25 protein-coding genes and 1 pseudogene are annotated in these 25020 nt (G+C 67.5%); 14 read left to right on the top strand and 12 right to left on the bottom strand.

Going from position 1 to position 25020, the window contains the following annotated elements:
• Window positions 1-36: 36 nt before the first annotated feature.
• From OHU89_RS28870 to OHU89_RS28835, 8 genes and pseudogenes are all read left to right on the top strand, one after another.
• The gene (locus OHU89_RS28870) at window positions 37-342 is read left to right on the top strand and encodes a hypothetical protein (RefSeq protein ID WP_405647091.1); all 306 of its coding nucleotides are present in this window, start codon (window positions 37-39) and stop codon (window positions 340-342) included.
• Complete coding sequence (locus OHU89_RS28865; RefSeq protein WP_405647089.1) at window positions 339-1226, top strand: putative T7SS-secreted protein; 888 nt, start codon at window positions 339-341, stop codon at window positions 1224-1226. The genes OHU89_RS28870 and OHU89_RS28865 overlap by 4 nt, the downstream gene beginning before the upstream one ends.
• 41 nt (window positions 1227-1267) lie before the next feature.
• Window positions 1268-2365: pseudogene (locus OHU89_RS28860) on the top strand (IS701 family transposase); the annotation flags it as partial.
• 402 nt (window positions 2366-2767) lie between these two features.
• Complete coding sequence (locus OHU89_RS28855) at window positions 2768-3142, top strand: hypothetical protein (RefSeq protein WP_405647087.1); 375 nt, start codon at window positions 2768-2770, stop codon at window positions 3140-3142.
• A 46-nt stretch (window positions 3143-3188) separates the two neighbouring features.
• Window positions 3189-3845 carry a hypothetical protein gene (locus OHU89_RS28850; RefSeq protein ID WP_405647085.1) on the top strand — a complete coding sequence of 219 codons (657 nt, stop codon included), beginning with the start codon at window positions 3189-3191 and terminating at the stop codon, window positions 3843-3845.
• On the top strand, window positions 3842-4483 hold the full coding sequence (locus OHU89_RS28845) for a hypothetical protein (protein WP_405647083.1): 642 nt from the start codon (window positions 3842-3844) through the stop codon (window positions 4481-4483). Before OHU89_RS28850 ends, OHU89_RS28845 begins: the two co-directional genes overlap by 4 nt.
• Before the next feature lie 438 nt (window positions 4484-4921).
• Window positions 4922-5896, top strand: a complete 975-nt coding sequence (locus OHU89_RS28840; protein WP_405647081.1) for a hypothetical protein — start codon at window positions 4922-4924, stop codon at window positions 5894-5896.
• A gap of 25 nt (window positions 5897-5921) precedes the next feature.
• Window positions 5922-6500: a hypothetical protein gene (locus OHU89_RS28835; protein WP_405647079.1), complete on the top strand. Its 579-nt coding sequence runs from the start codon at window positions 5922-5924 to the stop codon at window positions 6498-6500.
• A gap of 25 nt (window positions 6501-6525) precedes the next feature.
• On the opposite strand, the gene OHU89_RS28830 is transcribed toward OHU89_RS28835, so the two are convergent.
• The 6 genes from OHU89_RS28830 to OHU89_RS28805 all read right to left on the bottom strand — a co-directional run bounded on the left by OHU89_RS28830 (window position 6526) and on the right by OHU89_RS28805 (window position 10532).
• Window positions 6526-7041, bottom strand: coding sequence for a hypothetical protein (locus OHU89_RS28830; protein WP_405647077.1), 516 nt, complete (start codon window positions 7039-7041; stop codon window positions 6526-6528).
• A gap of 47 nt (window positions 7042-7088) precedes the next feature.
• Window positions 7089-7700, bottom strand: coding sequence for a hypothetical protein (locus OHU89_RS28825; RefSeq protein ID WP_405647075.1), 612 nt, complete (start codon window positions 7698-7700; stop codon window positions 7089-7091).
• Entirely contained in the window at window positions 7697-8347 is a 651-nt protein-coding gene (locus OHU89_RS28820; RefSeq protein ID WP_405647073.1) for a hypothetical protein, read from the bottom strand. Before OHU89_RS28820 ends, OHU89_RS28825 begins: the two co-directional genes overlap by 4 nt.
• A 45-nt stretch (window positions 8348-8392) precedes the next feature.
• Window positions 8393-9787, bottom strand: a complete 1395-nt coding sequence (locus tag OHU89_RS28815) for a hypothetical protein (protein WP_405647071.1) — start codon at window positions 9785-9787, stop codon at window positions 8393-8395.
• A 3-nt stretch (window positions 9788-9790) separates the two neighbouring features.
• Window positions 9791-10105: a hypothetical protein gene (locus OHU89_RS28810; RefSeq protein WP_046261397.1), complete on the bottom strand. Its 315-nt coding sequence runs from the start codon at window positions 10103-10105 to the stop codon at window positions 9791-9793.
• A gap of 127 nt (window positions 10106-10232) precedes the next feature.
• Complete coding sequence (locus OHU89_RS28805; protein ID WP_095046767.1) at window positions 10233-10532, bottom strand: WXG100 family type VII secretion target; 300 nt, start codon at window positions 10530-10532, stop codon at window positions 10233-10235.
• Window positions 10533-10839: 307 nt separating this feature from the next.
• Between OHU89_RS28805 and OHU89_RS28800 the strand changes: the two genes are divergently transcribed.
• The gene (locus OHU89_RS28800; protein ID WP_405647068.1) at window positions 10840-15441 is read left to right on the top strand and encodes an FtsK/SpoIIIE domain-containing protein; all 4602 of its coding nucleotides are present in this window, start codon (window positions 10840-10842) and stop codon (window positions 15439-15441) included.
• Window positions 15442-15515: 74 nt separating this feature from the next.
• Here OHU89_RS28800 and OHU89_RS28795 read toward each other — a convergent pair whose 3' ends face one another.
• From OHU89_RS28795 to OHU89_RS28785, 3 genes are all read right to left on the bottom strand, one after another.
• Window positions 15516-17807 carry a protein kinase domain-containing protein gene (locus OHU89_RS28795; RefSeq protein WP_405647066.1) on the bottom strand — a complete coding sequence of 764 codons (2292 nt, stop codon included), beginning with the start codon at window positions 17805-17807 and terminating at the stop codon, window positions 15516-15518.
• A gap of 177 nt (window positions 17808-17984) precedes the next feature.
• Window positions 17985-18413, bottom strand: a complete 429-nt coding sequence (locus OHU89_RS28790; protein ID WP_405647064.1) for a hypothetical protein — start codon at window positions 18411-18413, stop codon at window positions 17985-17987.
• 84 nt (window positions 18414-18497) lie between these two features.
• Entirely contained in the window at window positions 18498-19346 is an 849-nt protein-coding gene (locus tag OHU89_RS28785; RefSeq protein ID WP_405647062.1) for a menaquinone biosynthetic enzyme MqnA/MqnD family protein, read from the bottom strand.
• A gap of 285 nt (window positions 19347-19631) precedes the next feature.
• Here OHU89_RS28785 and OHU89_RS28780 point away from each other — a divergent pair, with 285 nt between their 5' ends.
• The gene (locus OHU89_RS28780) at window positions 19632-19835 is read left to right on the top strand and encodes a cold-shock protein (protein WP_003992177.1); all 204 of its coding nucleotides are present in this window, start codon (window positions 19632-19634) and stop codon (window positions 19833-19835) included.
• Between the two features lie 102 nt (window positions 19836-19937).
• Here the strand turns inward: OHU89_RS28780 and OHU89_RS28775 are convergent, their stop codons facing one another.
• The gene (locus OHU89_RS28775; protein ID WP_405647060.1) at window positions 19938-20507 is read right to left on the bottom strand and encodes a helix-turn-helix domain-containing protein; all 570 of its coding nucleotides are present in this window, start codon (window positions 20505-20507) and stop codon (window positions 19938-19940) included.
• A gap of 68 nt (window positions 20508-20575) precedes the next feature.
• Here OHU89_RS28775 and OHU89_RS28770 point away from each other — a divergent pair, with 68 nt between their 5' ends.
• From OHU89_RS28770 to OHU89_RS28755, 4 genes are all read left to right on the top strand, one after another.
• The gene (locus OHU89_RS28770; protein ID WP_405647058.1) at window positions 20576-21265 is read left to right on the top strand and encodes an AzlC family ABC transporter permease; all 690 of its coding nucleotides are present in this window, start codon (window positions 20576-20578) and stop codon (window positions 21263-21265) included.
• Window positions 21262-21612, top strand: coding sequence for an AzlD domain-containing protein (locus tag OHU89_RS28765; protein ID WP_266889133.1), 351 nt, complete (start codon window positions 21262-21264; stop codon window positions 21610-21612). Before OHU89_RS28770 ends, OHU89_RS28765 begins: the two co-directional genes overlap by 4 nt.
• Before the next feature lie 21 nt (window positions 21613-21633).
• On the top strand, window positions 21634-21852 hold the full coding sequence (locus tag OHU89_RS28760) for a hypothetical protein (protein WP_405647056.1): 219 nt from the start codon (window positions 21634-21636) through the stop codon (window positions 21850-21852).
• A 67-nt stretch (window positions 21853-21919) separates the two neighbouring features.
• Window positions 21920-22564 carry a class I SAM-dependent DNA methyltransferase gene (locus OHU89_RS28755; protein ID WP_405647054.1) on the top strand — a complete coding sequence of 215 codons (645 nt, stop codon included), beginning with the start codon at window positions 21920-21922 and terminating at the stop codon, window positions 22562-22564.
• Here the strand turns inward: OHU89_RS28755 and kstD are convergent.
• The gene (gene kstD / locus OHU89_RS28750; protein WP_405647052.1) at window positions 22561-24315 is read right to left on the bottom strand and encodes a 3-oxosteroid 1-dehydrogenase; all 1755 of its coding nucleotides are present in this window, start codon (window positions 24313-24315) and stop codon (window positions 22561-22563) included. The genes OHU89_RS28755 and kstD overlap by 4 nt on opposite strands.
• Window positions 24316-24389: 74 nt before the next feature.
• Window positions 24390-24953, bottom strand: a complete 564-nt coding sequence (locus OHU89_RS28745; RefSeq protein WP_405647051.1) for a DUF6817 domain-containing protein — start codon at window positions 24951-24953, stop codon at window positions 24390-24392.
• Between the last annotated feature and the right edge of the window lie 67 nt (window positions 24954-25020).

The raw sequence follows: 25020 nt of genomic DNA, 5'->3' as shown, positions 1-25020 counted from the left end.
CCAGAGTCAAGGCACAGGAAGAGCTTAGGGACAGCAATGGCAAGCGACTCCGACCTCATCGTCAATGTCGATCTCCTCGTCAATTCAGAATCTCGACTCAAGGGAATCAAGAAGGAACTCGAGAATCTCGACAACCGCAAAGACGACATGCGCCCCTATTGGGGAAGTGGAAAAATAGCGGACACCATGGGCGACTTCGTTGACAATTGGGACAAGTATCGCGAAAAGATGCTTGAGGGTGTCGAAAACGTTGGCAAGCTTGTCACATCCACAATTGATGGATTCACTGGAATTGATTCCGACCTCGCCAAGGAACTCAGGAAGGCCGGGAGGAAAAGGTGAGTGCCTCCTCGACGACGCGCCCCCGGGACTGGCAGCCGCTCGCCGATTCCGATCCGATTCCGGGAGATCCAGAAGAGATTCGCGACGAGGTAAAGCACATGAGGAACGTTGCTTCCTCTCTCCGGGACCAGGCCCGAGACCTTCGCGCGATCAAAGATGACAATGAACTCAAGGGAAAGTATGCAGCCAAGCTGCGCGAAGAGTCCGAAGGACTAGAAAAGCACCTACGGGAAGTGGCTAGCCGTTACGAGCGAGTTCATGGCCACTTGTCCAATTGGGCCGATGACCTTGAACTCCATCAAGGCGAGGCCGACAAGATTCTAGCTAAAGCAAAGAAAGAGCAGGAGGAGGTTGAAGCAGAAAAGAAGAAACAAGCTTCCAGTGACGGAAGAGACAAATCCCCAGCGCCTGACGACCCCTTCGAGAGCTACCGCAAGCAGCTAGAGAGCCTGAAGGGCGACCGCGATAATCGCGCTGATTACTACGCAGGAAAAATTGGCGACGAAATCGATGACATTATCAAGGACTCATGGTGGGAAGGTGTTGTTGATTATGTGAAGGTCGCCATCGACGTTCTGAGCTGGGCCGCCACGATTATTGGCATAGTCGCCCTTTTCATCACCCCTGTGGGTTGGGTCGCCATGATCGCCACAGTGGCAACCGGCCTGGTAATGGCTGGCCATCTCCTACTTGCCGTGACCGGGGATGGATCGTGGATGGACGTGGCCATGGACGCGTTCTCACTCGTCACCATGGGCTTGGGGACCAAAGCCCTGAAGGGCCTGAAGGGTGTCCAGGCTCTCACTCGAAAAGCCTCAACAAAGGCGGCAGGGAAAGCCGCTAGGGCCAGTACTACAGCCGTGACTCGTGTCCGTGTCCGGTAGCCGTGTGATGCGTTGACCTGTCCGTGAGTACGGAGCGGGCGGTGCAGGTGTGGGCGGGCTGGTTCGATGACTTCTTCGCCTCTTTGGCGGGTGTCTTCGGGCGGGTCGAGCCGCGTCGGATGGCGATGGCCTATGTGAAGGCGCTGGTGGCGCCGGTCGAGCGCAAGAACGGGTGGCAGATCGCCGAGCATGTCGGGCACTCGAGTCCGGACCGGGTCCAGTGGTTCCTGGCCCGCTCGACTTGGTGCGCGGATCAACTCCGTGACGCCCTGCGGTCGTTCGTCGTCCAGTTCCTGGCCCGGCCGGACGGGGTGCTGGTACTGGATGAGACGGCGTTCCTGAAGAAGGGCCGGATGTCGGCCGGGGTGGCCCCGCAGTACGCCGGGATCACCGGCCAGATCGAGAACTGCCAGGTCGCGGTGTTCTGCGCGTACGCCACCGACACTGGACGCGCGTTGATCGACCGCGAGTTGTACCTGCCCGCCGCCTGGTGCGCCGACGCCGGCCGCTGCCGCACCCAGCACATTCCCCGAGCGCGCGCGAAGGCAGTGGTGACCAAACCGGAACTGGGCCGGCGCATGGTCGAGCGGTGCCGCCGGGCCAAAGTGCCCTTCGGCTGGGTAGCCGCCGACAGCGCCTACGGCCAGGACCGCAAGCTCCGTGGCGCACTGGAGCGCCGCCGCATCCCCTATGTCATGGCCGTCCCGGTGGACGAGACGGTGTCCACCCACGGCACCGGGCCTCTGCGCGTGGACAAGCTGGCCGCCGGTATCCCGCTGATCTTCGAACGCCGCTCCTGCGGCGTGGGAGCCAAGGGTCTGCGCTCCTACGACTGGGCACTGGCCGACGTCACCTGGCCCGGCGGCGCCGAAGGCGGCCCCCGACGCGGCCATGTCCACCTGCTGCTGGTGCGACGCTCGATCACCGACCCCACACAGATCGCCTACTTCGCCGTGCACGCCAAAGCCGGCACCCCGATCGGCGAGATCGTCCGCGTGATGGGCCTGCGCTGGGGAATCGAGGACTGCTTCGAGACCGCGAAGTCCGACTGCGGCCTGGACCACTATGAGGTCCGCACCTGGGACGCCTGGCACCGCCACATCACCCTTTCCATGGCCGCCCTCGCCTTCCTCACGATCACTGACACCCGCAGCCGCCACCTCCAGGAACCCGACGGACACCACCTGTTGCCCGCACCGGCCGACCCTGCCCAGGCGCCCGAAAAGGGGGCCCGTCGGGCCGCGTTGAAAAGCTGATCCGCTACACCGCCGAGGAGATCCGCCGCCTGCTCAACCGGCTCGTCTGGGCCACCACACCGCCACCACCGGCGATCGTGATCATCCAGTCACGCTGGCGCCGAACCCACCAAGCACGCGCACAACGCTGCCACTACGCCACCCGCGACAAGCGAGATCGCGAGTCACGGCTGTAGTACCAGCAAAGGGGCTGAAAACAATAACAAAATCAACGACGCCATCAGAAAGGCTGACAGGCAAGCACGCAAAAGAACAACCAGCAAGCGTAAAAGGAGGGGGGCGGAAATGGCTCGGTATGCTGCACAGAAGCAGAAAAACGCAGCACGAAATGAGGCTCGCGCCGCTGAACGCAGCAGGGAGCTACCCAACACCAATAAGCGCGATCTAGCCTCTTCTGGTGGCGACAAGGAATTTGCTCGGCACTACAGAGATATCCAACAAATGCGGGCCAGTAACCCTAATTCGCCCGAGGTCCTCAAGGCGAGCCAAGCCGCAGAGATTTACCGGGATCGGTTCCGTATGGCTTTCGGGGCAGGCCTCGGCGCCGACTTGACGGACAAAATGTTGGGAACCAGTGACATTTGGGAGGGAAAGCCCTACGTCGAAGGATACAATGAAACGAAGGAACAGTTTGTAGTGCAGCAGGGAACCGGCTGGTGACAGCCTGCATGCGGAAGCACTTTCTTTTGAATAGCTGAGGAGCACCGTGGAACCAGGCCGTCCTGATGCCACAGAAAAAGAAAAGTCTGAGAATTTCAAACAGGGCGCGGCGGTCGGATACTCCTTGATTCTTCCGCCGAACTGGAAGCGAATCCCACTTCGCCGCAAAAGCGACCGGGAAGCGGCAGTACGTGACATTGTCGAAAAAGCATGCGGTAACCTGCCGAAGAATTTTCCACGCGACTTGGTCACCCGGTATCGCCTGGAGATTGAGCGGCGCCTCAGTGTAGGAGTAAAGAACGCCCGAAAGAGCGGTGGGCTGGACTTCTACCTGCCGATGATGGAACTAGGAGGAACCCCGATCGCGGCTTCGTTCGTGGTGGGAGAAGTAACCTCCGAAGTAGATCCTGGGAAATTTATAGCGGCAATGGCTTCTGGATCTGGGTATAAGCCAGCAGAGGTGGGTGAAGCTCCAGCCATGCGACGTGAAGTGGTCGTGGGTGCCGAGCCCGAGGAAGAAGTCGAGCTGGCTTCGAGGCGAGTAGACTACGTGGCGGCTATTCCGGGCAACCGAGCAAGGTGGCTGACTATTTCCTTCTCGACCATGGGCGGTGGCGACCCTAGCGACGAACTGTCCGACGCCACGGTTTCTCTGTTTGAAGCAATCGTCAGCACTTTCCACTGGAGCACTGAAGCTGAATGAGCTGGCTGGACATTGAGTACGACCTGGACGTTTGGCTGGAGATCCCTCCAAAGTGGACGATCGGGGCAGTGGAGCCCTGGGAAGACGACGATAAACGTGCGCCGCAGGACTGGGCTTCCGAAACTGCCGAGCTTTGGTGGGACGAATCCGACGAAGATGCCGGACAGGGGGAGATCGAGCTTCTGACCAGTACTTTGCTGGCCTGCCTTGAACGATACCCAAAGATGTTCCCAGGGTTCGAAATCCTTTTGTACCTTCCTACTCCTTCAAGCATCCCACTTCCGGTTTTTGTCACACATTTCCCATCGGAAGGTGAGAAGGATTACGAGTTGAGGCGGGTGACGCTTGCAGAAGGGGAGGGAGCTATCGAGAAGCCGATCGTCGAAGACTTCACGGCAGATTCGCTCGGAAATGGACTACGCGTACTTCGATACTCGATCAATGACGAAAACAACACTGTCATCTCAAGCCTTCGGTATGCATGGCGCAATGAGGAGCACGGGCAAGACGTGGTCATCATTACAGGTTCGCCTGCGCCGGCACACGTATTGACCGCATTGGACGCGATTGACGAGTTGGCACATTCTGTCAACCTTCGCCACAATGACTATGTCCCAACCGTCTCAGACGGCGACTGATTCATAAAGTTTTTATTTGAAGGTGAAAGTATGCCTTGGATCCCTCCGGGAAACATCCCAGACAGCGCCTATAGATATTTGATGTGCGTCGGTGGATCACTCTGTCTGCTTGGTAGCGCCTGGCTTCTGACCACCACTCCACTAGGTCGCTTCACCGTGATGGGCGTTCTACTGGCCGTAGCAGGAATTGGCATCCTGCGAAACTGGTGGTTGAACCGCTAGTGCCCCTTCACCGCTTTCCGCTGGATCTGCGCTGCCTTCGCAGCTGGACGGGCCCCTATGGGCGCCTGATGCTCTCGGTCACTACTCCTCGGCCAACAGCATCGACCTGGTCCTCAAGGGACACTGCGGCGACCCAGCTCTCCTCGAAGCTTCCTGCGATGCCATCGACGACTTCGCCAGGAGCATCTGTCTCAACCCGACCCCGGAGTAATCCGCATGAACGTCGTCTGGCAACCCGACGCGGACGAGATACTCCTCGCCCGAGTCCCTGCCACCTTCGCCACAGGCGCCGCCATGCGTGTCAGAGGCAAGCGTTGGTTCCGCGATACCGAGCGGAATGACATTCAGCGCGAGCTTGACGGCTGGCCCGAGGGGCCCGACCACAAGGCTCGTTCCACTGGCGGCGCAGTGGGTTTGGGCGCTGTCAGAGGTGCGGCGCTCGCCCTGGGGGTCGCCTTCTTGGCCGTTCTCTCCTCCGCAGGTGGAAACATCTCTGGCCCTTCGTCCTCGTCGGATCCGAGAAGCTCCGCCGACCCGGCCGACGAGTGCGCTGACTTCCCGGTGATGTGGGCCGCGCCCGGCACCGTCGCCCGTACGCTGCCCTGGCAGTTGGATCCGGCTCGCCGGAATCAGAAGCAGTACCGTACGCACCTGATCGTCACCGATCGTCGGCTGCTCGTCGTGGACACCCCGTTCCATGAGTGGGACACGACGATCGTCGACGACAAAGTCCTTTGGGAGACCCCGAGATCGACCGTTCAGTCCATCGAACGGCGAGACTTCAAAGACGGGGGCGACCTCAAGGTTCTCTTCACGGACGGTTCGTGGTGCAGGCTGCACACGCGCCTGCGCGAACCTCTCCTGCGATACCTTCTCGACCGCCTCGACTTCGTACCGCAGGTGTCCCTCACCCCGGCCCAGCAGAAAGCCGTCGAGACCTTCGTCGCCGGTCAGGCCCCGGAATCCGCCCCTCTCATCGTCACCCGGAGCAAGTGCGGTTGCTATCACGTCGACCGCCTCGCGCCCAGCACCACCAGCTCGTTCTCCGGGGTCTCGGGCGAGTCCATGGTGATGGACGCGGAGGGCGTCGAAGTCGGCTTCGAGCAGCTTCACTTGGAGGATTTCTCACCCGAGACGCTGCGCAAGCTACGTTTCCACAGGCCTCCGTCAGGTCTGCCATCGCCGAACTGATCCACATCCAAGGAGACACAGCCTTATGGCAGGGTCCACCAAGCCGCGACGCCGTAAAGCATCCGCGCCCGCGCTGCGCTACGAACGGCGGTCCGGTAAACCGGGCTCCGCCGGCAAGGCTGAGAAGAAGGGTGAATGGGCTTTCGGCTGCCTGATGTTCCTCGGCTTTGCGGCGATCATCGTCCTGTTGGCCGTCCTTGACCGGCTCTGGGGCGACGGCACATGGCAGTGGGCGGCCGAGTCCTGGCCTGGCGGCGCGTACGGCTTCGCGGCCTGCGTCGGCGTGGTCGGGCCGTGTGTGCTGGCCCTTTCGTTGTTCTGCCTGAGCCGGATGCGGTGGAGGTCCTGGCGGGAGCATCCGGGGCGCACCATGCTCAGCACCGGGGCGGCCATCGTCTGCCTGGCGGCGCTCGTGCCCTACGTGGCCCTCGTCTCCAATGCCCAGGACACCGGGAAGTGGGGCAGGGGGCGTGACACACCGCCCAGTTGGGTGTTCCGCAACTTTCCCTGGCTCTGGTCCGTCGGTCTGCTCGGCACTGTCGCGGCGATGGCAGCGCTCGCCGGCGCCCTGGTCATGTACAACCGCCGACAGCGAACGCCGTAGGCCGTCGTCTCCTTGCGCGGCCGTGCTACCCCTGCCGAGCCGCCCGGCTCTTCCCCTTCCCCTTCTTACGCAGCTTCCGCAGCCGCTCCCGCTCACGAGCCTGGCGCCGCTCGGCGCGCACGCTGCCGACCCGATACACCGCGTAGCCCACAAGCGCCGCAGTGCCCAGGCAGGTGACGAGCGCGCTGCCCGTCCCCGGGATGTACTCGCAACCGTCACGGTACGAAGGGCAGTTCCTGCCGGGCAGGGAAGCGATGATGTACAACACCGCGCCGAATGCCGCGCCGACGCACACCGTGAGGCCGGCCATGCGCCCCGCACGCGCCGGCAGCGACTCACCTCGGGGTCGCTCCAAGAACCGCCAGGCGCCGAGTGAGCCGAAGACCACGAGCAGGCCGCAAGCCACGCCGAACCCCCATGATCCGCCGGGCCAGTTGAGCACCGTCGGAGCCGAGGTCCGTACGAACCACTTCCAAGCGCCCATGGTCACGACGAACACGAATCCGAGGGCGATCAGGGCCAGCGCCACTCCAGCGAACATGAACCCGTCCCGGACGCGGAACTCCGCCTCCGGCCGACTCACCCCGCTCACTTCCAGTGCAGCGTCCCCGCGACCGTGTCGAACAGCTCCACCATCTGGTCCGCGAGCTGGTCGATGGGCGTGGAGAAGTTCAGCAGCAGCCAGCGTGTGGTGGTCGGGATCGGCACGTAGTACGTGAGGGTGGTGGTCGGCAGGGTGTTGCCCAACTGCCGTGCGGGGTCGGCCACTTCGCGACGGCGTTGGCGTACCGCCTTGCCGGCGACGGCCAGGTCCACCACGCCGATCTCGCCGTTGTCGGCGCGGCTCCGGTCGGCCAGGTGCTCGGCCAGTGCCTCGGCGTCCGAGGTCTCCGGCCACTCGTCGGGGCCCGGAACGCTGATGAGCAGTGAGGACGCGAGGGGAACGGGGCCGACGGCCATCGTGGAGAGGTAGAGCTCCGTGCCGCCGACCTGGTAGGCGTCCTTCGCCTTGCGCTGGAGGTCCTCCATGAACTGCTTCTTCAGCAGCGGGGCGTTGTCCTGGCCACGGAACGTCAGCTCGGCGAGGGCGATGATGCCCCGGTCGCGCTCCTCCGGGTCGAGGGAGAGCTGGAACCAGCCGTCCGGGACGACGACGTTGTAGTCCGTGGGTGCCGAGGAGAACTGGTCGGCCGTCCTCATGCCGTACCCCCCTCGGTGGGACCCGTCGGCAGCGGGGTGATCCGCATCGTCCGGACCGCCTCGTCGGCCAGCTCGGCGATCTGCTCGGTGACGGCGATCTTCTCCCAGGTCACCGTGACGACGATGAGGCTCTGCATATCGGGCGGGAAGACGGCGTACTTGATGAACTCGGTCAGCTTCCGGCCGAAGCCGAGCATGCGCTTGGCCTGGAGCATGGCCTGGATGCGTACGGCGGGTCCGGCGGCCAGTTCGAGGTGGGTGATCTCGGGGGTGCCAGTGACCTGTGCGTTTCCCCACTCCAGAAGCAGCGGGATGACCTCGTCCGCGCCGGGACGCGGCACGCCCTCGTCGCCGTAGGAGTCGACCATGAGGTTGGCCAGGGCCTCCCCCGCCTCGGAGTAGTACGCCGCCGCGAGGGTGGGCACGTCGTCGTTGAGGTCGACGGCCCGCTCGACCATGTCATCGAAGACCGCGCTCTTCTCGATCTCCAGGCCGAGCGGGTTGAGCCGGTTCACGACCTCCGTGGCCAGCGCCTTGGCCTCGGCCTTGGTGCCTTCGCGCAGCGTCAGATCGATCCAGCCCGGCTGGAACTCAAAGGTGCACTCGAAAGTCTCGTCCAGCGGAGCCGGATCGTCCGGTGCGGTCATGCTCGGTCCTTTCGTGCGGGTGTGGACGCTCCGTCGAGCAGGGGCTCAGCCACCGATACCGACCATCTTCTGAAGGTTTCCGTCCAGGCTCAGCCCGCCCAGGGTAATACCGGCCCCGACGATGGACAGACGGCTGGCCGACTTGGAGATCTGGTTGATGGCATTGGCATCGAATTGGCTGCCCAGGGCCGCGGTTCCCATTTTGATCGATTTCAGGTCGGACGCGACACCGGGATCGGCCATGGAGAATGACTTGGGGAGTCCCTTGAGCGCGCTTCCCCCACCACGCAGGCCCAATTCATTCTTGGCCGCGGCCCAGTTTCCACCGCCGGGCTTCAGCGTCTTCAGGTTCTTCGCCCACGCAGCCTTCGAGAAAGGCTCCGTGAAGGGCTCCTTGAGCGACTTCAGGATGTCGCCCTTTCCGAGCTTCAAGTCCTTCCCGGCGGCCCGCCGCAGATTCTTGTTGGCCCGGCTGACCTGACGTGCGGTGCGCGCGACTCCGGCCTTGCCGAGCCGTCCCAGCGTCCCCTTCGCGAACTTGCCCGCGATCTTGGAGAAGCCCTTTCCGACACCCATCATCAGGAATCCGAGGGCCGCCATTCCGACATCCATCCAGTCGGCGTTGCCCTGGGCGACCTGGACGAGCGTGGCGATGAAGTTGATGAGTGTCGCGATCATGGCGATGGCGCCCAGCACACCGGCCAGGGCCTGCCCGATCACCGGGATCCAGCCGACGATCAGCGAGAGGATTCCACATACGGTGGCGACCCAGGAGGTGATCTCCGCGATGCTGTCGGTCAGGGTCTCCCAGAACCCGTCCTTCAGGGAGTCATGGTTGATGACCGCGTCCAGGGACTCACGTGCGCGCTTGGCGGCGGCGTCACGGATCCTCTTGGCCTCGTTGATCTTCTCCCGTGCGGCCTCGATCTCGTCACCGGCCGCGTCCCGCTTCGCCTCCAGGTCCTTGCGGTCCTTGTCGACGTCCTCTTTCTTGCGGTCCTTGCCGGACAGACCGTCGATGCTCTTCTGCGACGCGCTCTTGCGGTCGTCGGCGTCCTTCGCGTCCTTGAGGGCCGCGTCGGCTATCTCCTGGGCCCGGTTGAGGTCGGAGGCGTAGTTCTTCGCGCTGGCGGTCAGCTTGTCCTGGTATCCACCGCCCACTTCGTCGACCCGGCTGCCGATCGCCGTGGCGGCGGTGTCGTACCTCTTGAAAACCGCCTCGAGCTTCTTGACGTTGCCCGAGGCCTTTTCGCGGAACTCCTTGCCGGCCTTGCTGTCCCAGGCGTCGACCTCGGCGACGGCCTTCAGATTGCGGATCTGCCGTTCGACCTCGTCCGCCGTCTTGCGCAGCGTCTTGCCCAGGGAGGCCATGCGGTCGGCGTCTCCGGGTATGGGGTCACTGTCCGCGACCGGGTGCCAGTCGCGTGGGCGTCCAGCCATCGGTCAGTTCCCCTTCTTCGGATCCTGGGCATCACGAAGTGCCTGGGCCAACTGATGGTCGATGTCCTCGTACGCCTGCCCCGCGGCCTTGGCTATCTGGGCCAGCACGTCGATCTCCTCCGTCAGCCTCTTCCGGCTGAGCTTCCAGTTGTCGGCGAAGTCCCCGAACTTGTCGGCGAGATCGCCGTTCCCGAAGTCGTCCTCGTACTTGCCGCCCAGATCCTCCAGGCCGTCGAACGCCTTCTTGATATTGCCGAGCCCTTTGCCCATTTCCTTGATCACTTCAAGGTCGAGCCGCTGATCGCTCTCGCCCGCCACGGCGCCCCCATCATGTCGATCCGCCGGCCCGAGCCGGCACCCCGTTGAAAACAGCCCGGCGACAGACAGCCCGGTGCGACGGGAGCTTCATGTCCCGTCGCACCGGGGTGTGTCGCCCGTGGCAGGCTCAGCCCTTGGCGCTCTTCGCCAGCTGGTCGTCCAGGTCCTCGTACGCCTTCTTCGCGTTGGTGAGGAACTTGGACAGACCCTCCAGACCCTTGACGGTCTTCGCAGCGCCCTTGGTGAAGTCCTTGATGGACTCGTCGTAGGCGCCGGAGGCCTTCGTGGTGGTGAAGCCGTTGGCGACGAGCTCCTCGACACCCTTTTCGATGGACTTCAACATGTCTTCCATGTCGCCCATCGCCTTGATGAGGTCGTTGGCCTTCTTCTCCATCTCGGAATAAGTAAGGTCTGTGTCCTTGGCCATGACGGCTCTCCCTCCCGTTGCGGTCGCCGCAGGGCCATCCCCGTGGCTTGACTGATGCGGGCCGCGCGGTCACCACCGGCCGTCCGCATGAGCAAAGATCTTACGGGTGGGGCTGTTGGGATGACAGGGACGTCCGGCAACGGAAGCGTGAACCACTGCACATCCCGGGAGCGTCCCAGTCCTGTGAAGCCCGTGTGCAGCCCGTTGCGCAGGGGAAAGGTGCGCCGGTTAAGGTCACTCCCACTGTGTTCACTCACCTTGTGTTCAGCGTTGCGGGGGCGGCCTCAGCCCAGCGAGGAGGACGAACGTGCGCCTGAGTCTGACCGTCGTCGACCCGATCGGCGGGGCCAGCGCCGACGTGGTGCTCGACGCCGATCCGGAGTCGTCGGTCGGTGACATCACTCGGGAGCTGGCGCGGCACGTCGGTCTCGACGGTGGCGCGCAGATCATCCCCATCGGCGGACACATCGGCGGGCACGCGAACCCCGGGGGCGCACCACAGGCCTACGTCGACGGCTACCCCCTCGACCCCGACGCGAACATCGTCGGTTCCGCGCTGCGCGAGGGCGCCGTCGTCAGCCTGCACGATCCGGCCGGCTGTCTCCTCGGTGAGCCGACCGGCATCGTCGAGTTCCGGGTGGCCGGCGGCCCCGCCGCGGGCGCCGTGCACCGGCTCGGCGTGGGACGGTACGACATCGGCAGCGGTCCGGCCGCGCCCATCCGTATCGACGATCCCGAACTCGCCGCGCGCGCGGCCACCTTGTCCATCGCCATCGACGGCAAGTGCGATGTCACCCTGCACGGCGTCGACAAGAAGGACGCGTCCAAGAAGAAGGACGATGACGACGACGGCGACCGGCCCCGTCTCGACGGCGAGGACTTCGACGGCGGCTCCTGGCCCCTCGGCTCCCAACTCGCCCTCGGCAACACCCTCCTGGAGATCGACGGCTACAGCCCGCCGAACGCGGCCCTGAAGTGGTCGGAGGACGGCGCGGGGCTCGACTACAACCGGCCTCCGCGACTGCGCCCGGCGGAGCGCAAGACACAGTTCCGGCTGCCCTCTCCCCCCAGGGACTACGAGGCACGGCCGCTGCCCTGGCTGATGGCCCTGTTCCCGCTGGTCGGCGCCGTCGTCTCGGTCATGATCTTCGGTCGCTGGTACTACATGATCATGGCGCTGATGAGCCCCCTGATGCTCTTCGGCAACTACTTCATGGACAAGAAGCACGGGCGCAAGTCCCATGCGAAGCAGGTCAAGGAGTACAAGGAGACCAAGGAGCGGATCGAGAAGGACGCCGAGGACGCGCTGCGCCTGGAGCGGCTCGACCGGCGCAAGGCCATCCCCGACCCGGCCGCCGTCCTCGCCTTCGGCACCGGTCCCCGTACCCGGCTGTGGGAGCGGCGGCGCACCGACGCCGACCATCTGCTCCTGCGCGTCGGCACCGGCCGGGTCCGCTCCGAGGTCGTCCTCGACGACCCCGAGCAGGACGAGCACAAGCGTCAGGTCACCTGGAAGATCCAGGACTCGCCCGTCGCCCTGCCGCTGCGGGACCTCGGGGTCGTCGGTATCGCCGGCCCCGGTGACTCCGCCCAGGCGCTCGGGCGGTGGGTCGTCGCCCAGACCGCCGTGCTGCACAGCCCGATGGACGTGCAGTTCTATGTGCTCACCGAGAACGAGGCGCACCCGCGCTGGGACTGGGTGCGCTGGCTGCCGCACGCCCGCCCGGCGAGCGGCCAGGACGTCAACGTCCTGATCGGGACGGACGCCGAGACCGTCGGCGCACGCGTCGGCGAGCTGACCCAGCTGCTCGACGCCCGGCAGAAGGCCCTCAAGGAGAACAACAACAGCGGCGGCGGTCCCGCCTTCTCCGACCCCGACATCGTCGTCGTATGGGACGGGTCCCGGCGGCTGCGGTCGATGCCGGGTGTCGTACGGCTGCTGCGCGAAGGTCCGTCCGTGGCCATCTACGCGATCTGTCTGGACGAGGAGGAGCGGTTCCTGCCCGGCGAGTGCCAGGCGTACGTCGTCGCCGAACCGCGGCGCATCGAGGAGACCGCCGCCGCGTCGGCGATGGGCGTGCCGCAGGCCTCGGCCGGCGGCTTCCCCTCCTTCCAGGCCTGGCACCACGGCGCCCAGCAGGACCGGCAGGACACCGAGCAGGCCCTCGAACTGCGCCTGCGGGTCGAGCAGACCGGCTCCCGCCGCAGGACCGACGTCCGGCCCGACTTCGTCTCCGCCGGCTGGTGCGCGCGGCTGTCCCGGTCGCTGTCGCCGCTGCGGGACATCAGCGGCGAGACCGAGGACTCCGCGCTCCCGTCCTCCAGCCGGCTCCTCGACGTGCTCCAGCTGGAACCGCCGACGCGCGACGACATCGCCGCGCGCTGGCGCATGGGCGGGCAGTCCACCATGGCGGTCATCGGAGAGTCCTACGACGGTCCCTTCGGCATCGACCTCCGGCGCGACGGCCCGCACGGACTCATCGCCGGTACGACCGGTTCGGGCAAGTCGGAGCTGCTGCAGACGATCGTGGCCGCGCTCGCCGTCGCCAACACCCCCGAGAACATGACGTTCGTCCTCGTCGACTACAAGGGCGGATCCGCCTTCAAGGACTGCGTCAAGCTCCCGCACACCGTCGGCATGGTCACCGACCTCGACGCCCACCTCGTCGAGCGCGCCCTGGAGTCGCTGGGCGCGGAGCTGAAGCGGCGCGAGCACATCCTCGCCGCCGCCGACGCCAAGGACATCGAGGACTACCAGGACCTGGTGCGCCGGGACCCGTCCCACGCGCATGTGCCCCGACTGCTCATCGTCATCGACGAGTTCGCGTCCATGGTCCGTGACCTGCCCGACTTCGTCACCGGCCTCGTCAACATCGCCCAGCGAGGCCGTTCCCTCGGCATCCACCTCCTGCTCGCCACCCAGCGGCCCAGCGGTGTCGTGTCACCCGAGATCCGCGCCAACACCAACCTGCGGATCGCGCTGCGCGTGACCGACGCCGGTGAGTCGACCGACGTCATCGACGCGCCCGAAGCCGGTCACATCGCCAAGAGCACCCCCGGTCGCGCGTACGTCCGGCTCGGCCACGCCTCCCTCGTCCCCTTCCAGTCCGGCCGCGTCGGTGGCCGCCGCCCGGGTGCCGCCGATCCCACCGCGCTCGCGCCGTGGGCCGGTCAGCTCGCCTGGCAGGACCTGGGCCGGGCCGGGCTCAGCAAGCCCAAGTCCGAGGCCCGCGAGGACGACGAGATCACCGACCTCAAGGTGCTGGTGGACGCCGTACGGGAGGCCAACCAGGCGCTGGGCATCCCGGCCCAGCACTCCCCGTGGCTGCCCGCCCTGGACGAGATGCTGCTGCTGGACGAGATTCCCGCGGTGCAGGGCCGGGGGACGCTGCCCGCGGCGCCGTACGGCATCGAGGACCTGCCGTCCGACCAGGCCCGCCGCCCGGTCGTCGTCGACTTCTCCACCTTCGGGCACCTGCTCGTCGCCGGCGCCCCGCGCAGCGGCCGCTCGCAGGTGCTGCGCACGATCGCCGGTTCACTGGCCCGGACGCTGTCCAGCGCCGATGTCCACCTGTACGGCATCGACTGCGGCAACGGCGCCCTGAACGCGCTGACCAGCCTGCCGCACTGCGGTGCGGTGGTCAGCCGTAACCAGCAGGAGCGCGTCATCCGGCTCTTCAGCCGGCTGACCGGTGAACTCAACCGACGCCAGGAGCTGTTGGCGGAGAAGGGCTACGCCGACATCGGCGAGCAGCGTTCCTTCGCCGCCGAGGACGAGCGGCTGCCGCACATCGTGGTGCTGCTCGACCGCTGGGAGGGCTGGCTGCCCACCCTCGGCGAGTACAACCACGGTGACCTCACCGACCAGGTGATGGCGCTGATGCGGGAGGGCGCGAGCGTCGGCCTGCATCTGGTGATCACCGGTGACCGCCAGCTGCTGACGGGGCGGATCTCCTCCCTGACCGAGGACAAGTACGGTCTGCGTCTGGCGGACCGCGGCGACTTCTCGATGCTGGACATCAACGCCCGCAAGATCCCCGAGGAGATCCCGCCCGGCCGCGGGTACGCCAGCGAGACGGCCACGGAGACCCAGTTCGCGCTGCTGGCCGAGGACACCACCGGTCAGGGCCAGGCCGCGGCGCTCGTCGCGATCGGCGAGACCGCTGCCGCGCGGGATGCCGAACTGCCGCGCTCCCGCCGCCCGTTCCGCGTGGACGTGCTGCCCAGCCGGATCTCCTTCGCCGACGCCTGGGCGATGCGCGACCCGGCGACCAGCGCCTCGCCGCTCTGGTCCCTGGTGGGTGTCGGCGGCGACGAGCTCACCGCCTTCGGCCCCGATCTCTCCCAGGGTGTCCCGGCGTTCGTGATCGGCGGCCCCGCGAAGTCCGGCCGCAGCACGGTGCTGCTGAACATCGCGCGGGCCTACCTCGCCCAGGGCGTACGGCTGATCCTCGCCGCACCCCGCCCGTCCCCGCTGCGTGAACTGGAGGGACAGGAAGGTGTCCTGAAGGTCTTCACGGGCCGGGACATCGACGAGGACGAGATGGAGGAGCTCATCGGCTCGGCCAGTCCCGAGCAGCCGATCGTCACCCTGGTCGACGACGCGGAGGTGCACGACGACTGCGACGCCGAGGACATCTTCAAGCGCATCGTCGAGCGCGGCGTCGAGGAGGGCCTCGCCGTCGTCATCGCCGGTGACGAGGAGGAGATCTGTGACGGCTTCTCCGGCTGGCAGGTCGACATGAAGAAGGCCCGCCGCGGCATCCTGCTGTCCCCGCAGGACAGTTCCGCGGGCGAGCTGATCGGCATCCGCACGAACCGGAGCATGGTCGGCGGCCAGATCACGCCGGGCAAGGGCATGCTGCACCTGGGCACCGGGGAGCACATGACCGTCACGACGCCGATGTAGAGGTAGCGGACCGGAAACCGGAAACGCGAAAAGGGCCGCGGGATGCATCCCCATCTCGCGGCCCTTTCGGTTCCTCAGACAGCCGCCAGCGCGTAGAACTCCGGCCCGTTCGACACCAGCAGCCGGTTGCCGGCGAGGGCGACCTGCCACGGCTCGCCCCAGTTGTCGCTGTCGGTGTAGGTCCAGCGGAGCTTGCCGGTCCTGGCCTGGAGGGCGACGAGACCGCCGTCCAGGGAACCGGCGGCCCCGTACAGGGAGTTGCCGGCCTTCACGAACATCTTTGGGCCCGAGATCTCCAGTTCGTCGCAGAGCCAGATCCGCTTGCGCGTCCTGACGTCGACCGCCCAGACGCCACCGTCGTAGTCGCTGACGTAGAGCACCCCGCCGATGACGGTCGGGTTCTTGAAACCGCGGCGGCCGTTGGGCGACAGCGTCCAGCTCACCTCACCGGTGTCCGCGTCGACGGCCCTCAGCGTCGCGCCCGGCAGGAAGACCAGACCGTTCGCGATGGTGGGCCGCCAGCTCCAGTCGTCGCCGATCTTCTTGGTCCACAGCTGAGCACCGGTGGCGGTGGACCGCACGGTGAGGTTGTTGTTGGAGTCGGCGTAGACCAGGTACTTGCCCAGGACGGAGCCCTGGACGTCGTAGTCCTTGGTGCCCCAGTCCCGTTTCTGCAGCCACACCTTCGTACCGGTGGTGTGGTTGATGGCGGCGATGGCGGTGCGGTACTTGGTGGCGCTCCGGGAGTCGCTGTAGTCGGTCGCCGTGACGTAGACGTTCTTGTCGTCGATGGCGATGGTGTCCTCGACGGTGATCTTCTTGCCGAGCCGGCTGCGCCAGGCCTCGTCGCCGGTTTTCACGTCGTAGGCGACGAGTACGCCGTCGTAGTCGCCGTCGGCCAGGAACACCTTGCCGCCGTGGAAGAGGAGCGGGGCGCCCGGGCGGCAGATGCCGGGCTTGGTCCAACGGGCCTTGCCGGTCTTCACGTCGTACGCCACGAGCGGGTCACCGCTGACCAGCAGCAGCCCGTCATGGGTGAGCAGCGGTACGGCCGAGGACGTGCTGTCCTCGGCGACCTTCTTGCGCCACAGCGGCTGCGGTGCCACTCCGGCCGGCGGAGTCGTGAAGCTCTCCTCGACGGGCTGGGCGGACCCTCCCCCGCCCGCCGCGTCCGTCCCGGTGCCGGAGGTCTCCCCGGCCGAGCCCAGCCACCACGCGGCACCGCCGCCGACCGCGACGACGGCTGCCGCCCCGCCGAGCGCGAGGGTGAGGGCGCGGCGGCGGGACGGGGAGGAGGAGGCCGGGGCGGCGCCCAGCGGTACTGTGCCCGGCTGCGGGCCGGGCGGATATCCGTAGCCCGGCGCGGGTGTGCCGCCGGGAGGAGTGCCGTAGCCGGGCGCGGCCGGGTATCCGTAGCCCGGCGTGGGCGCACCCGCCGTCGTCGGCGCCGGTCCGAACCCGGCCGCGGCCGGCGCCTCGAGGTCCAGGATCCCCGCCGCGTGCGTGGCGATCGTCGAGGCCACCGAGGACGGGAGCCAGTCGCTGAGTACGCCCTCGACACCCTGCGGAGCGAGCGCCGCCACGATCTCGGCGGGGGCCGGCCGCTGTGCCGGATCCTTCTGCAGACAGGCGCGGATCAGGCCGAGCAGGGACGGCGGTACGTCCCTGAGGTCCGGCTCGCCATGGACGACCTGATAGAGCAGTGCCGCGTGCGAGACGGCACCGTCGCCGAAAGCCCCGCGGCCGGTCGCCGCGAAGGCCAGTACCGCGCCCAGCGAGAAGATGTCGCCCGCGGGCCCCACGTCCTTGCCCAGCGCCTGCTCCGGCGGCATGTATCCGGGGGAGCCGACCACGACTCCCGTCTGCGTCATACGGCTTCCGTCCACCGCACGCGCGATGCCGAAGTCGATGACGCGCGGGCCGTCGGCCGCGAGCAGGACGTTCGAGGGCTTGAGGTCGCGGTGGATCAGACCCGCCGCGTGGATCTCCTGAAGGGCCGCGGCGAGCCCCGCGGCCAGCGCGCGCACGGTCCGCTCGGGCAGCGCTCCGTGCGCGGCGACCACGTCCGTGAGGTCCGGGCCGAGCACGTACGACGTCGCCAGCCACGGCAGTGGCGCCTCGGGGTCGGCGTCCACGACGGGAGCGGTGTAGCGGCCGGAGACGGCCTTCGCTATCTCGACCTCATAGCGGAACCGGCTCCGGAAGTCGGCGTCCGCCGCCAGATCCGGGCGGACGACCTTCACGGCGACGGTACGGCCACCGGGCGAACGGGCGAGGTAGACCCGCCCCATGCCACCGGCCCCGAGCCGCCGCAGCATGCGGTAACTCCCCAGCTCCCGCGGGTCGTCCGGCTGCAGTGTCTCCATGGTGGGCCTTCCCCGTCGTACCGCGTGCGAGTGGGCGATGGTGTTCGCTATCGCAGACACAGTAGTAATGGCCGGTACGGGTGAGGGTGACGGGGCGGGGTGGGGAACGCCCGAGGGCAGTGGAAAACGGCCGGGCCCCGGCATCACGCCCGGGCCCGTCCTTACGCAACCCGCGCCCTAGTAGTACGAGTTGTACGCCTTACCGCTGTAACACGTCGACTGCGGGCTCGTCCCATGCACGTCCTCCACCTGGACACGCGCACTGACGATGCCGTCGTCGTGCGTGGCGGTGGTCGTCCAGGTCTTGTTGGAGCCGTTGCCGTCGTGGAGTTCGCGCCACTTGTAGGTGTAGCGGTTGCCCTCGCCGGTGGTGATGTCGAGCCGGATGCGGACCCAGTTGCTGTCCGCCTCGGTGTCGGCCAGGATCAGCGCGACATCCATGCTCTTCTTGCTGTTCCAGTCCCACTGCATGCCACCGCTGGCTCCGCCGTCCGATGTGGAGCAGCTCTTCAGCAGTGCGGCGGCCGAAGCCGAGGGCGCCCCCGCGACGCCGAGTGCGGCGGCGGTGGCTGTGGCGGCCAGGAGCGCGACGATGTGACGGCGCACGTGTTCCTCCCCGTGGTAGATCGGTCAGCGGGGACTGTATCCCAACTGACGTTCGACATACGGTTTTTGGCCACCACCGGCGATCTACGGCTGAAGCAGTTCCACCTTCACGTCCGCGGGGAAACCCGTCGTCGGCCCCACCCGTCGCGCGAACTCCGCGACCGCCTCCAACTGCGGCCCCCCGAAACGGAAGTCGAGGGTGGTGAAGTACCGCTCCAGGACCTGCTCGTCGAACTCCTCCCAGCGCGCCGCCTGTTCGGCGACCTTGCCGACCTCGTCCAGGGACAGGTTCCGGGAGGCGAGGAAGGCCTCGTGGACCTTGCGGGTGATCACCGGTTCGCGTTCCAGGTAGTCCCTGCGCGCCGCCCAGACCGCGAAGACGAACGGCAGGCCCGTCCACTCCTTCCAGAGCGCGCCGAGGTCATGGACCTCGAGGCCGTACTTCGGCCCGTCGAGCAGGTTCGCCCGCAGTGCCGCGTCGCCGATCAGGACCGCCGCCTCGGCCTCCTGCATCATCAGGCTGAGGTCGGGCGGGCAGGTGTAGTAGTCGGGGCGTACGCCGTAGCGGTCGGCCAGAAGGAGCTGGGCGAGGCGGACCGACGTACGGGAGGTCGACCCGAGGGCCACCCTCGCGCCGTCCAGCTCGTCCAGCGGGACCTGCGAGACGATCACACAGGACATCACCGGGCCGTCGCAGCCGACGGCGATGTCGGGGAACGCGACGAGGTCGTCGGCGTTGCGCAGGAACTCGACCAGGGTGATGGGACCGATGTCGAGATCTCCCCGCACCAGCTTCTCGCTGAGCTTCTCCGGGGTGTCCTTCGTCAGCTCGAAGTCGAGGAGCGTGCCCGTTCTCGCGAGCCCCCAGTAAAGGGGCAGGCAGTTCAGGAACTGGATGTGGCCGACGCGCGGCCGGGTGCGTGAATTGTCCACATCGTGAGGCTAGACCCTGTTGACTGAAGTACGATGGGCACCCCCACCGTCAACCCGACACGAGCGAGATCAAACGTCCGGGTGACGTGATCTTGGCCTCTATTGCTTTCGGCTGCCTGCATGCTAGGCTCGCCGCAAGTTGCAGTTTGGTTTCCCTTGCAGTACAGAGCCTGCGGAGCATGTGACCGCGGGCTCTAGTCGTTTTCAGACGTATGCAGTTGTGCAGCACCGTTTCACACTTGCAGGTTCTGGAGCAGGGCAACCCTTTGGGCCCAAGGAGGGCTTATGGCTACCGGAACCGTGAAGTGGTTCAACGCCGAAAAGGGCTTTGGCTTTATCGCCCAGGAGGGCGGCGGCCCGGACGTCTTCGTCCACTACTCCGCCATCAACGCGAGCGGTTTCCGTTCGCTGGAGGAGAACCAGCAGGTCTCCTTCGACGTGACCCAGGGCCCGAAGGGCCCGCAGGCGGAGAACGTCACCCCCGTCTGAGACTCCTGAGTCTCTGATCCGGACCTGAGTGCAGTACCCAAGGAGCCCCGTGCCGCAAGGCAGCGGGGCTCCTGCCTTTTCCCGTACGGCGCTCGCACGGCGCTACATGTGCTGCATGACCAGCACGAACGTCGTCCCGGGCAGCAGCGCCTCGTAGGAGTGCGCCACATCCCCGCGGTAGGCCATGTAGTCCCCGGGCTCCAGCTCGACCTCCTCGCCCCTCGGCCCCGCCTTGACCCGCCCCGTACTCACGATCAGGTGTTCGACCGAACCGGGGATGTGCGGCTCCGAATCACGGGCCGCGCCGGGCTCCGCGGTGATCCGGTAGATGTCCCGCCGCGCCCCGGGCGGGCTGGAGGACAGCAGCGCGCCCACGTAGTTCGCCTGCTCGGACGCCACCGACGGCCCCTGCCCCGCCCGGATGACCTGCACCGACGGCACCGGCGGCTCCACCAGAGCACTGAACGGCACCCCCAGCGCCACCGCCAGCGCCCACAGCGTCTCCACGCTCGGGTTCCCGCTGCCCCCCTCCAGCTGCGACAACGTCGACTTCGCGATCCCGGCCCGCTTGGCGAGCTCGGACAGCGAGAGCCCGATACGGGTGCGCTCCCGCCGCAGCGAGGCGGCGATCCACTCCAGGGGCAGTCGGGCGGGCGGCTGGCTGTCGGACATGCTGTTCGCTCCATCGGTACGATCGTTCGCCTTGACGAACGCGGCATCTACTGTCCACTGTAGAGAACATGCGTACGGCAGAGCGAACACCACGCTTCCCCTTCGCCCCGGATCTGATCCGGGACGCCTCCCTCGTCTGGCTCGCCAGCGGCATCGTCGGCGTCTCCTTCGGCGCGATCGCCGTCGCCGGCGGGCTGCCGGTGTGGGTTCCGGTGGTGATGTCCCTCGTCGTCTACGCGGGCTCCGCCCAGTTCAGCGCGGTCGGCGTGCTGCTCGCGGGCGGCGGTCCGCTCGCCGCGGCGGCCACCGGCCTGCTCCTGAACACCCGCACGGCGGCCTTCAGCCTCGCCGTGGCGGACACCCTCGGCAAGGGCCGTCTGGCACGGCTCGTCGGGGCGCACCTCGTCACCGACGAGACGGTCGCCTTCGCCCTCGCCCAGAGCGATCCGGTACGACGCCGTACGGCGTTCTGGGTCTCGGGGCTCGGCCTGTTCGCCGTGTGGAACATCGGCGTCCTGGCCGGCGCCCTCGCCGGCGACGCCCTCGGCGACACGGCCCGCTACGGTCTGGACGCGGCCTTCCCCGCCGTCCTCGTCGCCCTGGTGCTGCCCGCGCTGCGGGACGACGCGGCCGTACGACGATCCGCGGTGCTCGGCGCCTGCGTGGCGCTGGCCCTGGCTCCCGTCGCCCCGGCGGGCGTCCCCGTGCTGCTGGCCCTGGCAGGACTGCTCGCCTTCGGACGGAGGCGGTCGGCATGAGCGCGACGGTCGCGATGATCCTGGCGCTGGCGGTCGGGACGTACGCCTTCCGGCTGGTCGGCCCGGCCCTGCACGGACGCGTCGAACTCCCCGCCCGCGTGCAGGAGCTGCTCTCCGCCGGTGCCATCGTGCTGCTGACCGCCCTGCTCGCGACGGGGGCGCTGACCGAGGGCGGCGGCTTCGCCGGGTGGGCGCGGCCGATCGGGGTGCTGGTCGGGGGTGTGCTGGCCATGGGGGTCCCCCCGCTCGAGCGAAGCCGAGAGTGGGGGAGGAAGGCGCCGTTCGTCGTGGTGGTGCTGGGGGCGGCGGGAACCGCGGCGGTGCTGCGGGCGTTCGGAATGGCGTAGCGGATCTCAGGGGGACGATCAGTGCGGAAGCATGAACACGAAGAGGGCAGCGGGTCCACGGCCGAGAGCCGCTGGGCGCTCTGTATATCCGTCGGGCTCTCGCTCGGCACGGCTCTCGGCCTGCTGCTGGGGATGGACGTCTTCGACGACCTCGGACTCGGGCTGGCCCTGGGGATCGGGCTGGGTACGGCCGTGGGGGCGGGTGTCGGCGTGGGGCTGACGCGGCGGCAGAGCGAATAGGCATTCACCGGGCAACAGGCCTCCGCCGAGAAGCCGTTGTCAGTGGGGGTGGCTAGGGTCACGGAGCATGACCGACTCCGATTTCCTGACCAGTACCCGGACGTTCTACGACACCATCGCGGAGGACTACGCCGAGCGGTTCCGTGACGAGTTGACGGTGACGCCGATCGAGCGGGGGCTGATCGACGCCTTCGCCGAACTCGTGGGGAAGGGCGCCGCGGTGGCCGACCTCGGGTGTGGGCCGGGGCGGGTGACCGCGTATCTGGACTCCCTCGGGTTGTCGGTCTTCGGGCTCGACCTGTCGGCGTCGATGCTGGCGATCGCCCGGCGGGAGAATCCGGGACTGCGGTTCGAGCAGGGGTCGATGCTGGAGCTGGACGTGGCCGACGGGTCGCTCGCGGGGGTCGTGTCCTGGTACTCGTCCATCCACACCCCTGTGGACAAACTTCCCTCCCTCTTCGCCGAGTTCAGGCGGGTCCTGGCCCCGGGCGGCCATCTGCTCGTCGCCTTCCAGGTCGGCGACGAACCGAAGCGGCACGACCGGCCCTTCGGCCATGACGTGATCCTCGACTTCCAGCGGCGGCGGCCGGAGGCGATCGTGGACCTGCTGGAGGCGGCCGGGTTCGCGATGGTCTCGCGGACGGTGCGCGAACCCGGCCACGAGTGGGAGTCCACGAAGCAGGCGTTCCTGATCGCCCGCAGGCCTGCCTAGAGATCCCTGGCCGCGATGTAGCCGAAGGTCATCGCCGGGCCGATCGTCGAGCCGGCGCCGGCGTAACTGCGGCCCATGACCGCGGCGCTGGCGTTCCCGGCGGCGTACAGGCCGGAGATGACCGAGCCGTCCTCCCTCAGCACCCGCGCCCGGGCGTCCGTGCGCAGACCGCCCTTGGTGCCGAGGTCGCCGGGGACGATACGGAAGGCGTAGTAGGGAGGCAGCCAGAGGGGGGCGAGGCAGGAGTTGGGGAGGACGGAGGGGTCCGTGTAGTAGTGGTCGTAGACGCTGTCGCCGCGGTGGAAGTCGGTGTCCGTGCCTTGCCGGGCGAGGGAGTTGAAGCGGTCGACGCTCGTGCGCAGCGCCGTCGGCGGGACACCGATGGCGGTGGCGAGGGCATCGAGACTCCAGGCCTTCTTGGCGGCGCCCGAGCTGTACCAGTCGTCGGGGAGGACGAAGGTCGGCGCGACGTCCTTGAAGAGGTACCGGTTGCGGTAGTTCTGGTCGGTGATCAGCCAGGCCGGGATGTCGGGGTCGGCGGGGTTGCGCTCGTACATCGTGTGGACGACGTCGCTGTAGGGACCGGCCTCGTTGACGAAGCGACGGCCGGCGGCGTTGACGAGGAGAGTGCCCGGGAGGGTGCGTTCGGCGAGACAGAAGTACGGCTGGCCCGGGAGCGGAATGGCGGGCCCCCACCAGGCGTCGTCCATGAGCGCGACGCCCGCACCGACGCGCTGTCCCGCCCGTATCCCGTCCCCGGTGTTCTCCTTCGCGCCGACGGTCCAGTCGATGCCGATGGGCTGCTGCTGGTACTGGGTGCGCATGGCGAGGTTGTGCTCGAACCCGCCGGAACCGACGATGACGCCTCGGCGCGCTCGGTAGAGACCGCCGGGGACCACCGCCCCGGCCACGGTGCCGTTCTCGACGAAGAGGTCGGTGAGCGGGGTGTTCAGCCTGACCGGCACGCCCGCGTCCAGCAGTCCCTTGCGCAGTCCGGCGGCGAGCGACTGCCCCATGGTGAGGGGCGTCTGCCCGAGAGTGAGCGCCTTGGTGCCGCGGGCCAGACACTCGGTGGCGACGGCTAGGCCCTTGACGCTCACGGCGGAGAGGGCGAGCCACTTGTAGTCGGCGCTGGAGACGACCATGCCGTCCGGGACGGCCATGTACGGCGGGTTCAGGTGGGCGAGTTCGGCACCGAGGATGTTGCCGTCGAGGTAGTCGGGCTCGATGGAACGCCCGTTGGGCAGACCGCCCGGCAGCTCCGGGTAGTAGTCGCTGTACCCCTCCATCCAGCGGAACCGCAGCGGGCTGTTGGCCATGACGAAGGAGATCATGGCGGGACCGTTGGCGAGGAAGGCCTGCTGCCGGGCCGCGGGGATCTCGGGCCCGACGACCGCGGCGAGATAGGCTGCGGCCTTCGCGGGGGTGTCCGGTACACCGGCGGCGAGGATCACGGAGTTGTTGGGGATCCAGATCCCGGCACCGGAACGGGCCGCGGACCCGCCGAAGGTGGGCGCCTTCTCCAGGACGACACAGCTCAGCCCCCGTTTGGCGGCGGTGAGGGCGGCGGTCATGCCGGCGGCACCGGAGCCGATGACGACGACGTCGTACGTCCCGAGGAGGGGAAGGTCGGCGGCGCGGGCACTCTGCTGCACCCCGGTCGCCACCGCCAGTCCGGCGGCCGCGGTGGTACCGAGGAGCTGCCTTCGGGTGGGTCTCGGTCCTGCGGGGTCCGCGCTGGTGGTCGTCATGGTCGCTCCCGCCCGATATCGGCTCTTCTGAGGGTGTGTCAGAAATGGGAATGTGACGCGGGGACCATGTGAAGTCAAGGGCCGTGCAAGGGGGTTGGGCCGGGGAGTACGGAGAGACAGTCCGCGTACGCCGGTCGGCTCAGGAGCATGCGGAAGCGGGTGAAGAGGCCGAGCAGGTCGGGGCCGTGGCTGTCCCGGAAGGCGGGGTCCTCGGCGGCGAGATCGATTTCGTTGGCGGCGGTGAGCTCGGCGAAGTCCTGGCGGAGGGCGGGGCCGGGCAGGTATGCGCGCCCGGTGAAACGGTCGTGGAACGGTGAGCCGGGATCCGCGAGTGTCGGATACGTGGCCTTGCGGTCGCAGCTCGCGTAGAAGTACACGATCGCCTCCGCCTCCTCGCCGATCGTCGCCACGAGATCGGAACGCCGGTCGAGCGGGAGCAGCACCTGCGCGAAGCCGTCGGTGCCGTAGAAGGCGTGGCACAGGCCCGCGAGTTGGAGGGCGGGGCGGGCGTTCCAGGTGGCGAGGCGGGTGCGTACGCGATGGAGGTGGGTGAGGAGCGTACCGCCGGGGTGCGGCGTGCTCTCGGCGCCCAACTCCCGCAGGAACGAGTCGGCTTGGGCCATCGAGTCGTAGGCCATGGGATGTCCCTTCAGCCGGGTGGGTCGGCACCCGCTCCGTCCCGGGGTGGAGCGGGTTGCCGCCCGT

It is taken from the genome of Streptomyces sp. NBC_00019, from assembly GCF_045041015.1.
Taxonomy (GTDB): Bacteria; Actinomycetota; Actinomycetes; order Streptomycetales; family Streptomycetaceae; genus Streptomyces.
The sequence above is the reverse complement of the archived record's forward strand: the minus strand, read 5'-3'. Positions and strand labels throughout refer to the sequence as shown.

Coding starts and splice junctions, on each gene's coding strand:
- OHU89_RS28870 (WP_405647091.1), top strand. CDS start 37: ATGGCAAGCGACTCCGACCTCATCGTCAATGTCGATCTCCTCGTCAAT.
- OHU89_RS28855 (WP_405647087.1), top strand. CDS start 2,768: ATGGCTCGGTATGCTGCACAGAAGCAGAAAAACGCAGCACGAAATGAG.
- OHU89_RS28845 (WP_405647083.1), top strand. CDS start 3,842: ATGAGCTGGCTGGACATTGAGTACGACCTGGACGTTTGGCTGGAGATC.
- OHU89_RS28840 (WP_405647081.1), top strand. CDS start 4,922: ATGAACGTCGTCTGGCAACCCGACGCGGACGAGATACTCCTCGCCCGA.
- OHU89_RS28835 (WP_405647079.1), top strand. CDS start 5,922: ATGGCAGGGTCCACCAAGCCGCGACGCCGTAAAGCATCCGCGCCCGCG.
- OHU89_RS28830 (WP_405647077.1), bottom strand. CDS start 7,041: ATGTTCGCTGGAGTGGCGCTGGCCCTGATCGCCCTCGGATTCGTGTTC.
- OHU89_RS28825 (WP_405647075.1), bottom strand. CDS start 7,700: ATGAGGACGGCCGACCAGTTCTCCTCGGCACCCACGGACTACAACGTC.
- OHU89_RS28820 (WP_405647073.1), bottom strand. CDS start 8,347: ATGACCGCACCGGACGATCCGGCTCCGCTGGACGAGACTTTCGAGTGC.
- OHU89_RS28815 (WP_405647071.1), bottom strand. CDS start 9,787: ATGGCTGGACGCCCACGCGACTGGCACCCGGTCGCGGACAGTGACCCC.
- OHU89_RS28805 (WP_095046767.1), bottom strand. CDS start 10,532: ATGGCCAAGGACACAGACCTTACTTATTCCGAGATGGAGAAGAAGGCC.
- OHU89_RS28795 (WP_405647066.1), bottom strand. CDS start 17,807: ATGGAGACACTGCAGCCGGACGACCCGCGGGAGCTGGGGAGTTACCGC.
- OHU89_RS28780 (WP_003992177.1), top strand. CDS start 19,632: ATGGCTACCGGAACCGTGAAGTGGTTCAACGCCGAAAAGGGCTTTGGC.
- OHU89_RS28775 (WP_405647060.1), bottom strand. CDS start 20,507: ATGTCCGACAGCCAGCCGCCCGCCCGACTGCCCCTGGAGTGGATCGCC.
- OHU89_RS28770 (WP_405647058.1), top strand. CDS start 20,576: ATGCGTACGGCAGAGCGAACACCACGCTTCCCCTTCGCCCCGGATCTG.
- OHU89_RS28765 (WP_266889133.1), top strand. CDS start 21,262: ATGAGCGCGACGGTCGCGATGATCCTGGCGCTGGCGGTCGGGACGTAC.
- OHU89_RS28755 (WP_405647054.1), top strand. CDS start 21,920: ATGACCGACTCCGATTTCCTGACCAGTACCCGGACGTTCTACGACACC.
- kstD (WP_405647052.1), bottom strand. CDS start 24,315: ATGACGACCACCAGCGCGGACCCCGCAGGACCGAGACCCACCCGAAGG.
- OHU89_RS28745 (WP_405647051.1), bottom strand. CDS start 24,953: ATGGCCTACGACTCGATGGCCCAAGCCGACTCGTTCCTGCGGGAGTTG.